General features: G+C 46.6%; 13 protein-coding genes. 2 read left to right on the top strand and 11 right to left on the bottom strand.

Annotated elements, in window-relative coordinates:
- Nucleotides 1-10: 10 nt before the first annotated feature.
- From N2245_RS02945 to N2245_RS02915, 7 genes are all read right to left on the bottom strand, one after another.
- Nucleotides 11-1069 carry a glycosyltransferase family 9 protein gene (locus N2245_RS02945; RefSeq protein ID WP_494535240.1) on the bottom strand — a complete coding sequence of 353 codons (1059 nt, stop codon included), beginning with the start codon at nucleotides 1067-1069 and terminating at the stop codon, nucleotides 11-13.
- A 17-nt stretch (nucleotides 1070-1086) separates the two neighbouring features.
- Nucleotides 1087-2133, bottom strand: coding sequence for a glycosyltransferase family 9 protein (locus N2245_RS02940; protein WP_494535239.1), 1047 nt, complete (start codon nucleotides 2131-2133; stop codon nucleotides 1087-1089).
- Nucleotides 2130-3215, bottom strand: coding sequence for a glycosyltransferase family 9 protein (locus N2245_RS02935; RefSeq protein ID WP_494535238.1), 1086 nt, complete (start codon nucleotides 3213-3215; stop codon nucleotides 2130-2132). Before N2245_RS02935 ends, N2245_RS02940 begins: the two co-directional genes overlap by 4 nt.
- A gap of 2 nt (nucleotides 3216-3217) precedes the next feature.
- Nucleotides 3218-4705: a D-glycero-beta-D-manno-heptose 1-phosphate adenylyltransferase gene (rfaE2, locus tag N2245_RS02930; RefSeq protein WP_494535237.1), complete on the bottom strand. Its 1488-nt coding sequence runs from the start codon at nucleotides 4703-4705 to the stop codon at nucleotides 3218-3220.
- Between the two features lie 27 nt (nucleotides 4706-4732).
- Nucleotides 4733-5347, bottom strand: coding sequence for a D-glycero-alpha-D-manno-heptose-1,7-bisphosphate 7-phosphatase (locus N2245_RS02925; protein ID WP_494535236.1), 615 nt, complete (start codon nucleotides 5345-5347; stop codon nucleotides 4733-4735).
- On the bottom strand, nucleotides 5337-5933 hold the full coding sequence (locus tag N2245_RS02920; RefSeq protein ID WP_494535235.1) for a D-sedoheptulose-7-phosphate isomerase: 597 nt from the start codon (nucleotides 5931-5933) through the stop codon (nucleotides 5337-5339). The genes N2245_RS02925 and N2245_RS02920 overlap by 11 nt, the downstream gene beginning before the upstream one ends.
- A gap of 113 nt (nucleotides 5934-6046) precedes the next feature.
- Complete coding sequence (locus N2245_RS02915) at nucleotides 6047-7213, bottom strand: PucR family transcriptional regulator (protein WP_494535234.1); 1167 nt, start codon at nucleotides 7211-7213, stop codon at nucleotides 6047-6049.
- Between the two features lie 150 nt (nucleotides 7214-7363).
- Between N2245_RS02915 and N2245_RS02910 the strand changes: the two genes are divergently transcribed.
- Nucleotides 7364-7591, top strand: coding sequence for a hypothetical protein (locus N2245_RS02910; RefSeq protein ID WP_494535233.1), 228 nt, complete (start codon nucleotides 7364-7366; stop codon nucleotides 7589-7591).
- A 2-nt stretch (nucleotides 7592-7593) separates the two neighbouring features.
- A complete protein-coding gene (locus N2245_RS02905) occupies nucleotides 7594-8028 on the top strand; it encodes an HIT family protein (protein ID WP_494535232.1) in 435 nt (144 codons plus the stop codon).
- A 6-nt stretch (nucleotides 8029-8034) separates the two neighbouring features.
- Here the strand turns inward: N2245_RS02905 and N2245_RS02900 are convergent, their stop codons facing one another.
- The 4 genes from N2245_RS02900 to N2245_RS02885 form a co-directional block, all read right to left on the bottom strand.
- Complete coding sequence (locus tag N2245_RS02900) at nucleotides 8035-9015, bottom strand: carbohydrate kinase family protein (protein ID WP_494535231.1); 981 nt, start codon at nucleotides 9013-9015, stop codon at nucleotides 8035-8037.
- Nucleotides 9008-10072 carry an SIS domain-containing protein gene (locus N2245_RS02895; RefSeq protein WP_494535230.1) on the bottom strand — a complete coding sequence of 355 codons (1065 nt, stop codon included), beginning with the start codon at nucleotides 10070-10072 and terminating at the stop codon, nucleotides 9008-9010. Before N2245_RS02895 ends, N2245_RS02900 begins: the two co-directional genes overlap by 8 nt.
- A gap of 11 nt (nucleotides 10073-10083) precedes the next feature.
- Complete coding sequence (locus N2245_RS02890; protein WP_494535229.1) at nucleotides 10084-11028, bottom strand: 1-phosphofructokinase family hexose kinase; 945 nt, start codon at nucleotides 11026-11028, stop codon at nucleotides 10084-10086.
- 69 nt (nucleotides 11029-11097) lie between these two features.
- Nucleotides 11098-12417, bottom strand: coding sequence for an alpha-glucosidase/alpha-galactosidase (locus tag N2245_RS02885; protein ID WP_494535228.1), 1320 nt, complete (start codon nucleotides 12415-12417; stop codon nucleotides 11098-11100).
- Nucleotides 12418-12835: the final 418 nt, after the last annotated feature.

The following is a 12835-nucleotide window of genomic DNA, read 5'->3' as shown; positions in this document are numbered from 1 at the left end:
TAGAAACACCTCAAAATGCTGTAGATGGCTTTACGTAGTAGTTCTGGAGCATATAGACACAGGCATCCAACACCGGTTCAACTGGTAGCTCCCATAGGGGACTACCATTGTAGGTTTGCACGTGCTCGTAAGCTTTCACCGCCTTATGTAGATCCTGGTTTATGGGCCCGAATTGCTCAGGTGTGGTAGGACCAAATAGGACTACGCTAGGTGTGCCAGTGGCTGCTGCTATATGAGAGGCTCCTGTATCGTTAGTAACTAGAAGATCCATCAAGGATACTACCGCTGCGAAAGTCCCTAGGTCTGTTTTGCCCATAAGATTGACCATGTTGCTTCCAACAGCTACTTCTACTTCCCGTGAAAGCCCAATTTCCTGGGAAGTTCCGGTAAGTACTATGGTGGCATCAAAAAGCTTGACGAGGATCTTTGCCAACTCTCCAAACTTCCGTGCCGGCCACCTTCTGATGTCTTCTTTAGCACCAATGTGCATGCCAACTATTGGCCCGTTGTGATACAATGCGAGCCGGATTAGCTCTTCGGCTCGAGCTCTTTCGTATGGATAGATAGGGAACTCTAAGTCTGGCGTGCTGTGTGCACCTAACAGACTTATAAGATCTAGCCATCTTAATATCTCATTTTTGATTGGTCTCTCGGTAAAAGGGATACTTATCGTTAACCTGTCGTCTCCATCGACGGCATGTCCTAGGCTTATTCTGGCTCCTAATTCGGCAACGAAACCATTGCTGGTTGTTCCATTACCTTGCATCTGGATAGCTAGATCATAGCCGTAGTCTCTGGCCTGTATAAGAAACTCTTGAGTTCTGGTAGGATTAACATCTACCTCAATAATGCCTGGATAACCTGGGAACTCGAGGAATCGGTCCAAATAATGGCTAAATCTCGATACAAACTCTTTTGCCCAGGGTAATCCTATAAGGGTTATTTCAGCATTTGGGAACCTCTCCCTTAGGGCTCGGAATGCGGGTAGAGTAAAGAACAGGTCACCTAGAAACAACGCTCTGAATATCGCTATTTTCTCTATGTTGTCAAGTGCAACTGGATGATTCATGTCGATCTCCGTTTGAATTACGAGATGATTCCAAATACGGCCTTAGAGACTTCGTGTGGGGGTATATCTAAGCAGGGCTGACCTATAGGGCACTTGAATAGATAACAAGGGTGGCATGGAGTAGGTTTCCTCATTAGTAGGGCTCTGGTATCTCTTGGTCCCCAAGCACTCTCCTCATCTGTGCCCGAGAAAAGAACCACAACTGGTACTCTTAGAGCATCTGAGAGATGCATAGGGAGAGTGTTATTGCATATCACGGCCTTGGCCATTTTCAATACTGCTGCATATTCAGATAGTGAGGTGACACCTACCAAAGTTTTGACTTCCGGTGTGGCATCTGCGATCTCCTCTACCAAGGGGCGCTCCCTATCACTGCCGGTTACAATCACCTGTATACCTTTTCTGGTTAGTTCCTGAGCTATCACGGTGAATCTATCCACGGGATATCTGCGAGCACTTGCACTTGCGCCAGGATGGATAACCACATACCCTTCATCGACTCTGATGCCTATTGATCCCAGCTTCTCATAGGCAGATAGAGATGCTTCTTCAGGGATGAATACCTTTAGACTGCGATCTCTCACTTTGAAACCTAGAGACTCTATTAGCCTGAGATTTCTCTCGACTTGATGGACATTGTCGGGGACGCTCTTTAGTTCATGTGTGAGCACGCTCCCCCCGAACTCCTTAGATTCACCTGCCCGCAGTGGGATTCCAGCCAGGTAGCAAACATAACCAGGAACATGCGGGTCCTGGCTGAAGGAGGTGAATATTATCGCTCCATCGAAGGCATGTTCTCGAAGCTTCTCTACTAATTCAAGCTCTCTAACTGGATCAAAAGGCAAATCTCCTAGATCTTGCCAAAGAGATTTCCACGCTATAACTTCATCGACCCAAGGTAGTAGTGGGGCGGCACTGGCCCCACCGGGAGAGAGCAACATGGTAATCTTCGTCTCAGGCAGATTTTCTTTTATCGCACGTAGCGCTGGTCCTGTCATTATGACGTCGCCTATGTTATCCAAGCGAACAGCTAGGAGGTTTTTGACATTTAGCCACTCGCTCATGCGATCCTCCTTTGGGCTGATCCTTGCAGCAGATCTATCGAAGCCTGTAGTACTTCTTGAGGCGACACCGAGGCGAGACACTCATGTTCAAATGGACATATGCGAGAGTAGCAGATACGACAGTCAACCTCGTGGAATAGAAGCTTATGAGGAACTTTCCAAGGGCGCCACTGCTCTGGAGGATTGGTCAATGCGAACAGGGCTACTACGGGTGTCTTTAGAGCCGCTGCTAGGTGCATTGGCCCAGTATTGTTGGTAATTACCAGATCCGCATGTTCGATCAACGCACAAAGTTCAGGTAAGCTTCTGCCATAGAAGAGCTTGGGTTCTGTTGTCATGTGGCTCTTAATATGCTTAAGCAAGCCCAGCTCTGTTTCTGCTCCAGTAAGGACGACTTCTGCTCCTATCTCAATCTTGATGAGATCAGCTACTTGTGCATAGGACTGCCATGGGTACGTGCGTGCGGGCATACTGCAGCCTGGATGAATCACTACGAGCGGTGATTCTGGAGACTTTATTGACATATCTTCGAGCCATCCACGGACTGTACGCCTAAATGCAGAGGGAACTTCTATTACCAGATCATCTTGGGTGCCCGAGAACCCTACGGCTGATACAAGCTCGAGTCCTCTCTCCACCTCGTGGATAAGCTTTGTTGGTGGCTTATGCCTGGTAGTGAGTAGGGACCCTGCTCCGTCGCTCGTAGCTCCAAGCCTGAGGGGTACATCTGCTAGGTAACACAAGTAGGCAGCAGGCAAAGGACTCTGACGATAAGAGGTGAAGATTATAGCTCCGTCGAACTTTTGGCTTCTTATCTGCTCTATTATCTTCATCTCTCGTGCGCTGTCTTGGGGTAGTCTCTGCCAGGGGGCCATCCATGGAGCGCTATAGACGATCACGGAATCTATATCGGGGTTGACTTCGGCTACCTGTGCCCCTACTGGGCTGGCCAGGAGAGTAATTTGACACTCAGGTAAAGTCTCCTTGATCGCTCTTATCGCAGGAGTGGCCAAGACTACATCTCCAAGGTTGTCTAGCCTCACAATTAATATTCGCTTGGCTTGAAGCCAGTCTGTGTTCACGTCTACATGACCTCGCTTGTTAGTTGTTGATTGGGAGCAGAGCTGACGATTCTTTCTATCAAGCTGGATGTACTGTAATTTTCCGTCATAGGAACTAAGACAAGCTTAGTTCCTATGTCCTGAAGTATCGGAGATTCCGGAATTTCCTGTCTCTGGTAGTCTGCCCCTTTGACAAGCACATGAGGCCTGATCGCCTTGATCAGTTGTGTAGGGGTATCCTCGTCGAAGAGCACTACATGGTCTACTGGCTCTAGCGAAGCTACTAGCTCCAGGCGGTGTCTTTCATCGTTTATTGGCCTGTTAGGACCTTTGAGTCTGCGAGCGCTTTTATCGGAGTTGATGGCTACTACCAATAGATCACCAAGCTCTTTGGCTTTCCTAAGCAGGTTTACGTGCCCAGCGTGGAGCAGATCGAAAACCCCATTGACCATAACTATGACTTTGCCCTCTCTACGTGCTGCCTCCAGCTCTGCGATAAGAGATTCATATGGCTGGTCGCTTTGTCTATCTAGAGTGCTCATCCTAAGGAGGAGTTCTCTATGTTCTACTACGGCAGTCCTCCGCTTGAGCACAGCCAGCCTAGCGTTCTCGACCCCTATGCGAGTAGCTTCTGCGATATCAGCGCCTACAGCAAGAGATAAAGCTGTTGCTGCCAGGAAAGAATCCCCTGCACCAGCCACACTGGCTTTGGGAATAGGATAAGCCGGTATATGTAGAGGTTCGGCTTTTTGCCCCAACAGTAACACTCCCTCACTGGCCATTGTGATGGCTATAAATTGACAGTCTATGCAGTCAAGGAGTTTTTTGCCTATACTCATCATTTCCTCGATATCGGGGGGCTTGACACTTGCTGGTCTACCAACAGCAGCTCGAGCTTCATGATGGTTGGGCGTTATCAAGGTCGCGCCAGCCTTGTCGTATGAAATGATATTCTTGGAATCTACCAGGAGGGGTATGGCGTGAGTCCTACGAAAGTCCTTTATTACCGATGTTACCTCTTCAGATACAGTTCCATAGCTGTAGTCTGATACTACAATTACGTCGCACTTCGGTAGTGCTTGCTCCAACTTGTACAGCAGCTCCTCCCTGGAGGATTTCGAGTAGTTAGTCGTGTCGCCCTCGTCGAACCTGACCACGTACTGTTCGTCTGCTATTATCCTCATCTTGTGTATGGTGGAAATATTAGGGTCCTCTACCAGCCACCCATCGTCGATGTCGTATCTTTTAAGCGCGGTCCTGAGGTAGGCAGCGTTTGTATCTCTGCCCACAAATCCTAGAAACATAACTTGCGCTCCAAGAGCTCTGAGGTTTGAAGCAGTATTGGCAGCTCCCCCAGGGACTCTTTCCTCCCCACTTTTAGTTACTACCGGCACTGGACCCTCAGAACACAGTCTGCTTGCTGTGCCCTCTAAGTAGCTGTCGAGCATTGCGTCTCCAATTACCAGCGCCCTAACTTTATGGAAGTTGTTTACGATGTCTACTTTCAGCATCTTGGAGCTCCTTGTTGGACTCTTGGGCTACACAGCTGCCTTCCAGGAAGAAGGGATATAGTCAAGATCGACATCTTTTCTTTGACCCTCCAGGCTTTGGATGATCTGGAGGGCATGCTTTGTGGTTCTTGCGACGTAATCAGGAGTTCTATACGGTCCGCTAGGCTTAGACTCAGTACCGAGGTCTACCAAGATGGTCTTGCAGCCAGCTTTTCTGCCTGCCTCTACGTCGTTGAGTATGTCGCCTACCATCCATGAGGACGATAGGTCCAAATCCATATCTTTGGTAGCCTGTAATATCATTCCTGGTTTTGGTTTCCTGCATTCACATTCACAAGCTAGATGGGCTAAGTTTCCCTGTGGATGGTGCGGACAGTAGTAGAAAGCATCTATGTGTACACCAAACTTAGAGAGCTGATATTGGAGGCTAGCGTGCATGAGTTCTAGATCCTGCTCTGTGAAGTAGCCATGAGCTATACCTCCTTGGTTGGTGATCACGACTAGTTTGAATCCCATTTGCTGTAGGATTCGCATCTCTTCCGGCAAGCCTTGGTAGAGTACTAGATCCTCAGCCCTGGAAGGATAATGTTTTGGATGTACTAGCGTGCCATCGCGGTCTAGAAACACTGCCCTATTGCCCATCAACCACCTCTTTGGATAAGTGCTCTTCTATAACCTCGCATAGAATATGTATGGCTAGTAAGTGTAGTTCCTGTATGATGTCTGTCTCTTCGGCTGGGAAGTGCACTACTATGTCTGCCAGACCCACTACCTTGCTAGGTTTCTTGCCTGTAAAGGCTACCGTTTTGAGACCTTTCCTGCGGGCGGTATTAGCAGCTGCAAGCACATTAGGCGAATTCCCACTAGTGCTAAGGATCAACAACACATCTCCCTCATTGCCCAAAGCATCGACCTGGCGCAGAAACAATTGTTCATATCCGAAGTCATTAGCTATAGCCGTAGTCGTAGCTACATCAGTGCCCAATGCTAGGGCTGCTATAGGAGCTCTGTTCTTCTTGAAACGCCCGAGCAGCTCTCCTGCCATATGCTGTGCTTGCGCAGCGCTTCCACCATTCCCGCATATCAGGATCTTTCTATCCGAACACAAGCTTTGAATTAGTGTGTTGGCCACGCTCTCTAACAACTCTGAATCTTTAATGAGTTGATTTATAGCCATATTCAGCTTTTCCTGTCTTTGCTGGAGCAAATTATTGATACTTATGGTCATTCCTGTCTCCTGCAGATAATCCTAGTAGGTACAGATGTATTACCGCATCGTGCATATGCACAGAGTATCAAGATGCATATCAGGATGCTTTGTGCGATTGCATAATGGTGCTTCTATTCGTCTCTGCTGGAAGCCTTGAGGGTGAGTGCAAGCCTCAACTGGACAGCGCTATCAAAGTCACGAGGATCAAGCCCTGTCAAGGAGGCTATCTTATCGAGGCGATAAGATAGGGTATTCCTGTGTATGCAGAGTTTTTTAGATGCACTTGTGGGGCAACAATTCTCATCAAAGAATACCTCGAGAGTTTGCGTCAGCTCTGGGTATTTCTCAAGAGGCTTAAGTAGATGTGTAGCCAAATCATTCTTTGTGCGTTCATCTGATATGCCGACAAATGCTGGTATACCAAGGCTGTCCAGGCAGTGAACCTTGTTAGGGCCATAGAATTTAAGCCCAAGCGAGAGCGCTGCCCGAGCATCCTGATAAGAAGCAGTAAGCCCTAGTATACCAGGGTGATATCTTCCGATCCCTATAGTAATGGGTTGCTTTGTCTCAGATCGTAACTTGGACAACAGAGCGCTAGCCGCCCTCTTCAAGGCCGCCAAATTTGCCCATGAAGAGGGACTAGTATCTAGCTTCTCTTTCGGTCGCAACCAGTTGGCAAGGTCCCTCGAGCTACTGGCTTTGAGTACTACGACTTCTCCCTCACCTATATAGCCGCATATTGTATCCGAGGGCAGCATAAAGAAGTCCACAATGCTCCTTATTACAGTGTTCACCTTTTGCTGTACTTGTCTATCATCGCCATCCAGGATGTATTTGGAAGCATCTATCAGCAGCACAGCTCGTGGTAAGTTTAAGTCCATTCCCAGGATTTGAGCTTGCCTGATTATCGATGCTTCATCGCTAGAGTTGCCATGCAGAAGATCATATATCAGCTTGTTCTTTAGATCAGATTGGTTCGGAAGGCTTTCAACCAGCATTATCTGATTGATCACCATCTCCACGAGAGCCTCTGCCATTCTTGGAGGTACAAAAGGCTTATTGGACTCGATAATCATCAATTGCCCACACCTATCTCTTATTTTTATCGGCACTCTAAGTTGGTGAAACACACGGCGGCTGGGACTAGTATCAAGATTCTTCCCCATAAATCTTCTGTCCGTACTAGCTATAACCCAGCCCCGATCATCTGCCACTATGACTTGTTGGTCTAGCAGACTACCAATCTTTTTGACTACGGTATTTGCCACCTCTTGAAAGTAGTCTTGTTCCATCCCCATAGCTTCTTATCCCTTAAAGCTACATCCCTGATCATTTCTAGCCCCAGATCGCAGTTATTCGTGACCCTAGAAGAAGCAAGAAATTTGCCACTTCTCCTGTTACAGTGGTACTGTTACTGCTAAATTTGCTGCATTTTGGAGGTATATGTAATGTCAGAAGAATTGGTAGCGAGTGTAGAGAGATCCCATGATCTACTGATGGAAGCTTTCAGAATTCTGGAATCAGTGTTTCTGAAGCTTGAGGAAGGACAGCGCAGGGAGATGTCCTTTACTGAGCTTGATGCCTTACAAGAAAGGTTACATGATGCTGAAGAGTACGCGGAGGACTGTAAAGAGACTGCGCGCAAAGCGATAGAGACTATCGAGAACTGGAAGTAGCTATGGGATCAGAACCCAAATGCAAATTCTGTCTTATAAGCAGTGGCGAATCCAAAGCTAAGGTAGTCTATGCCGACGATTTTTGTCTTGCTTTTCTTGATATAAGGCCTGTTTTCCCAGGGCACGTACTAGTTATTCCTAGAAAGCATTATGCTACTCTGCCAGATCTGCCTAACGATCTTGTATTACCTTTATTCAAAGCCGTAAGAATCCTTTCTGAAGCTGTACCTAGGGCGATGGAAGCTGAAGGGACCTTCGTGGGAATAAACAATAAAATTAGCCAGAGCGTTCCTCATCTGCATGTGCACGTTGTCCCCAGAAGGAGGGGAGATGGTCTTAGAGGTTTCTTTTGGCCTAGACAAAAGTACGCAGACGAAGCGGCTATGGAAGAAGTAGCTAGGAAGATAAGGGAAGCGGTAGACGCAATTGCAAGCTGAAACTCCCTAAAAGTCCCAGAAGTTATCACGAGTGTTCTTTTGAAGGAATTTAAGCACCTCTGATAGTTTCGGATATTGGCGGTCTCTATGTTGTGATATGACCATTGCAGCAAGGGCGCACGCAAATTGTAACCTGCGGTAAGGTGGCCAACCGCACCTACGGGCATATAAGTACCCTAGATCAAATACATCTCCTGCCCCCACTGTGTTTACGGCTTCAACTCTAAAGCCTTCAAAATGTATCTCTTCGTTCTTGTCTATATATAGAGCCCCTCTTTCCCCCATCTTGATAACAGCCTCACCTGCGATCCTAGGCCTTATTTCCCTTAATGCCCCATCTAAGCTGTTCTTAGCTGTAAGATGTATAAGCTCTTCCTGGTTGGGTAAATAAACATCCACGTGTTGTAAGAGGGAGTAAGTATTTCCCCTTGTAATATCTGTCCATCCACTAGGATCCCAGCTAGGATCAAAGAATACGATTTGTCCTCGCTCTCGTAGCTCTTTAGCGAAATCTTGAATGTGCGAGGGGGACATCAGAGGTAACAGATAATTACCACAGAGGAAGACCTCTTCACAAGAAGATATAAGAGAATCACGACTTCTAACTAAAGTTAGATCCATCTTGCTGTGGGCTCCCAGTGTGGATAATATTCCCCTCTGCCCTTTATCCCCGACGAGTATGATCCCTATGGAAGTCTCTTCCCCTTCCATTACGATCACACCTTCGCAGGATAGTCCGTGATTCTTCATCTCTTCTAATAGAAAGCGCCCGAATGCGTCATTCCCTATGGTAGATATGGTAAAAGTGGGGATTCCTAGCCCCTTTGCTGCGAGCATGATATAGCCGGCGGTACCTGCGAGAACCATTTGGGCGGAATCAACTACGAGCTCTTCGTCCCATCTTGGGAAACGACTAACTGTTCTTACCCAAAGATCGACGTTTAGGTTGCCGACTATGGCGAGAGGTCTTGATCGTTCACTATTCATCCAGTTTTACTACCTGCGAAAGGTTTCTGGGCTGATCTGGATTTAATCCCAATGAAACTGCCCTGTAGTAGGCCAGATATTGCAAGAACGGCATGTACAGCGCACATCTAGGCACATCTGACAGCTCTTTTCCTACAGGCAGGTATATGTCGGTTCCATCGACGGGATAAGGAGAGCATGAAGCAACAAAAGCGCCTACTTCCTTAAGATCCGTTACTAGTGGTGTTATATATTCTCTTTCTCTGTTGCCTGCAAGCAAGATTATTGCGGTGCCTTCTCTTACTGTTGATATTGGACCATGCCTGAACTCCAGAGGATTGTATGCCTCACAGTGGACCTGCGTCATCTCCTTAAGCTTGAGGTTGCCCTCCTGAGCGAGGCCATAGTTCGGTCCAAGCCCTAGATACACAAAATGATCTAGTTTTAAATTCTCCCCTAACTCCTGTGCCTTGGATTCAAAACTCCTGATGTCTCTCTGCAAGTGATTGCTCAAGGATGAGATCTGGTCTATAACCCTCTGATCTCCTGCTAGAGATGCAGCTACGTACTGCAAAGCTATCAGCATCGAGGTGAATGATTGGGTCATAACTACCGATTCCTCGTGTGCATGAGGAAGCTGAATGCTGAGTTTAGTTCTCTTAGTAAGCTCGGTATCACTGTTGCAAGTTATACCAATTGTAGTTACGTTGGATCTGTTAGCGGTCAAATAGTCGGCCGCAAGTAATGCCTCGGTAGTCGTACCAGAACGAGAGATTATGAAGGCTATTACTGGATACTTGGATGGTACAGTAGATTTGGCGGACAGGAACACTTCGGAGCCAGGCACAGCTGATGACATATAGCCAGTTATCTCTTGAAAACACTGAGCTGCACTCTGGGCTATATACAGAGATGTGCCACATCCTACGAATATGTAGTGAGTGTCAGGGGTTATATTCAGCTGGGGTTGCAACTCTGCCCATTGTGGGGATATCGCATCAATAGTTGTCTTCCAGGAGACTGGCTGATTAGTGATCTCGTTGTAGGTATGGGAGTTTGCTGTGCTTGTTTCTAACACCTATTCTGCTCCTATAAAAGTGTTCTAACGGTTACCTGAGACATTATTGGGTCTATATCTTGCAGATTTACATTCCCTGCGGTTTTCTGTAGAGCTGAGGCTGTACCTACTGCTACAGCATACTTTAGCATCAGATCGTAATCTTGCCATATGTACTGAGCATGCAGAAAACCTGCTAGCAACGCATCTCCTGCCCCAACTGGGTTTACTACCTTTATATCAGGAGGTATTGCTTGCAACACAAGCTCTTTTGTTAGCAGTATGGCACCGTCTTTCCCCAGAGTTGTCAATACTATTGCACCCGGAGATAGGTACTTAGCTAGCAATTCTTGCCTACAGAAAGCTATTATCTCTTTTACTGGGGCATCTCTACCCATCAGATCTTGAATCTCTTTTCTATTGGGCTTTATGATATTAGGCTTTCCGTTTAAGCCTAACCTTAGGGCCTCTCCACTGGTATCTAAAACAGTCTGTACATTTAAATTCCTTAGCTGCGATAACAGGATCTTGTAGTAGTCGTTTGGAACCCCCTTGGGCAAGCTACCTGAAAATACTACTGTATCCACCTTTGTCGCTAGATGCTTAACCTTCTCTAAGAGCCTGTCAGATTCATCCTTAGTAATATTTGCTCCTGGCTCCAGCAGTTCTGATACCCGGCCGTTTACCTCCTCGATTATCGCTATGCATAGTCTGGAAGCATCTGTGGTTTTTACAAACTTGGGCACTACGCCTATAGATTGCAAAGACTCTTCTATGAACTGCCCCGTGTATCCGCCTACAAATCCCGTGGCTATTACATCATCACCTAGAATATTGAGGATCTTAGCCACGTTGTTGCCTTTGCCACCAGGGGAGTAGATCTTCTCGTGTACGCGCAAAGACTCGCCTGGCTGTATGTAAGGTAGAGTATAAGTTATATCTATGGCTGCATTAAGTGTTACAGTCAGAGCTTTCATAATCGTCTTTATCATCTAAGGGGAAGGAGTAGACCCTCCTTCCCCTTAGGTAAGTGAACCAAAGGTTTATTAGTGATATTCTGGTAGCCAGTCGCCATGGGCAGCTATGAGCTCATCTACTAGAGAATATATCTGATCTGGATCTAGCTCAGCTGCAGTATGCGGGTCAAGCATTGCTGCCTGATAGATATACTCTTTCTTCTTAGTTAGTGCTGCCTCTACAGTGAGAGCTTGCACATTGATGTTAGTCTGCATTAGTGCTGCCAGCTGTATTGGCAAAGAACCTATCTTGATTGGCTGGATGCCATTTCTATCCACGAGGCATGGAACTTCAACACAGCATCCCTGAGGGAGGTTGTCGATCAAGCCGTTGTTAGGTACGTTACCATAGATTACACGGGTGTTACCCCTTTCATCCAGCTTGGGAATACCTGTCTCTATGCTATGTATGATGTAAGATGCAAACTCGTGGGTCCTTTCGACTTGTATGGGCTCATCGCTCTCGTAACGCTTGCGTAGCTCTTCCCAGCCAGCGATTTGTGCCTCGCATCTTCTTATGTACTCGTCTAGGGGTATGTTGTACTTCTCTATAAGATCTGGTCTGTCTCTCTTGATGTACCAGGGAACGTACTCACTAAAGTGCTCGCTTGATTCTGTCGCAAAGTATCCAAATCTCTTGAACACGTCATATCTTACGCGATTATGGTCTGGTACTCTTCCCTCTTCTATGACCTTTCTTATCAGCGGATATAGGTCTTCTCCGTTTCTCTCGAACTTAAGATAAAACGCCATATGGTTTATACCAGCACACACAAAGTTGATCTCTTCGAGGGGTATGCCTATGTCCTTCGATAGTTCCCATGCTGTTCCTTGGACGCTATGACACAGGCCAACAGTCTTTATCTTGCTGGCGCGGCTTATTGCCCAGCAGTTCATCGCCATGGGATTTACGTAGTTTAGGAAGTAAACATCTGGACAGAGTTCCTCCATGTCCTTGCACATATCTAGGAGTACAGGTATGGTTCTGAGGGCCCTCATTATACCGCCAATACCTAGGGTATCAGCTATAGTCTGCCTTAGGCCGTACTTCTTGGGAATCTCGAAGTCTATAACTGTACCTGGCTTGTATCCAGCGACCTGAATCATGCATAGAGCATAGTCAGCTCCATATAGTGCCTCCCTGCGATCAGTAGTAGCCTCTATCTTGGCGGGCGCATTGAGGGCTTGCTTTATCTTGTTAGCTACGATCTCTGATGTCGAAAGCCGATCTGGGTCTATGTCAAATAGGCATATGGTTGAGTCTTGTAGTTCTGGAAAAGAGAGGATATCTCCTATGAGGTTTTTGGCGAAGACGGTACTCCCAGCTCCAATAAATGTGATCTTTGGCATATCTGGTCCCTTTCAGAAAAAACATTTCTTTCTGTGCGATAGGGTACCAGATTTAATGTGTAAATAGTGAGTAAAAATACTGGGAAACTAAGTATTAGCTATATCGGTTTATATAGTTAGATACTTGCCTGTAGTTTGTTGTTTTGCACATCTGGTTGCTTATAGTAATGCTTACAAACTTGTAACATATAATACCTCTGCCGTGTCTGCACATTTTTGAGGTTTACGGCTTGGGGTGTTTGCTATTTGCAAACTACTTAAGGCTTTACAATAGAGGATGGTTTGATCTTCAATACAAAGATGACCATGTGATTGGAGGAGCAGGTTGATTTATTGCGGCGAGTGCGGTGCTCTAAATGATGAGCACAGCGAGCGCTGCCGAGTGTGCAACGCTAAACGTGTGAGTAAAATATTTGTG

This window comes from Thermobaculum sp. T2p (genome assembly GCF_059335935.1).
This window is presented reverse-complemented; position numbering and strand designations above follow the sequence as displayed.

Coding starts and splice junctions, on each gene's coding strand:
- N2245_RS02905 (WP_494535232.1), top strand. CDS start 7,594: ATGGGATCAGAACCCAAATGCAAATTCTGTCTTATAAGCAGTGGCGAA.
- N2245_RS02945 (WP_494535240.1), bottom strand. CDS start 1,069: ATGAATCATCCAGTTGCACTTGACAACATAGAGAAAATAGCGATATTC.
- N2245_RS02910 (WP_494535233.1), top strand. CDS start 7,364: ATGTCAGAAGAATTGGTAGCGAGTGTAGAGAGATCCCATGATCTACTG.
- N2245_RS02890 (WP_494535229.1), bottom strand. CDS start 11,028: ATGAAAGCTCTGACTGTAACACTTAATGCAGCCATAGATATAACTTAT.
- N2245_RS02940 (WP_494535239.1), bottom strand. CDS start 2,133: ATGAGCGAGTGGCTAAATGTCAAAAACCTCCTAGCTGTTCGCTTGGAT.
- N2245_RS02900 (WP_494535231.1), bottom strand. CDS start 9,015: ATGAATAGTGAACGATCAAGACCTCTCGCCATAGTCGGCAACCTAAAC.
- N2245_RS02920 (WP_494535235.1), bottom strand. CDS start 5,933: ATGACCATAAGTATCAATAATTTGCTCCAGCAAAGACAGGAAAAGCTG.
- N2245_RS02885 (WP_494535228.1), bottom strand. CDS start 12,417: ATGCCAAAGATCACATTTATTGGAGCTGGGAGTACCGTCTTCGCCAAA.
- rfaE2 (WP_494535237.1), bottom strand. CDS start 4,705: ATGCTGAAAGTAGACATCGTAAACAACTTCCATAAAGTTAGGGCGCTG.
- N2245_RS02915 (WP_494535234.1), bottom strand. CDS start 7,213: ATGGGGATGGAACAAGACTACTTTCAAGAGGTGGCAAATACCGTAGTC.
- N2245_RS02925 (WP_494535236.1), bottom strand. CDS start 5,347: ATGGGCAATAGGGCAGTGTTTCTAGACCGCGATGGCACGCTAGTACAT.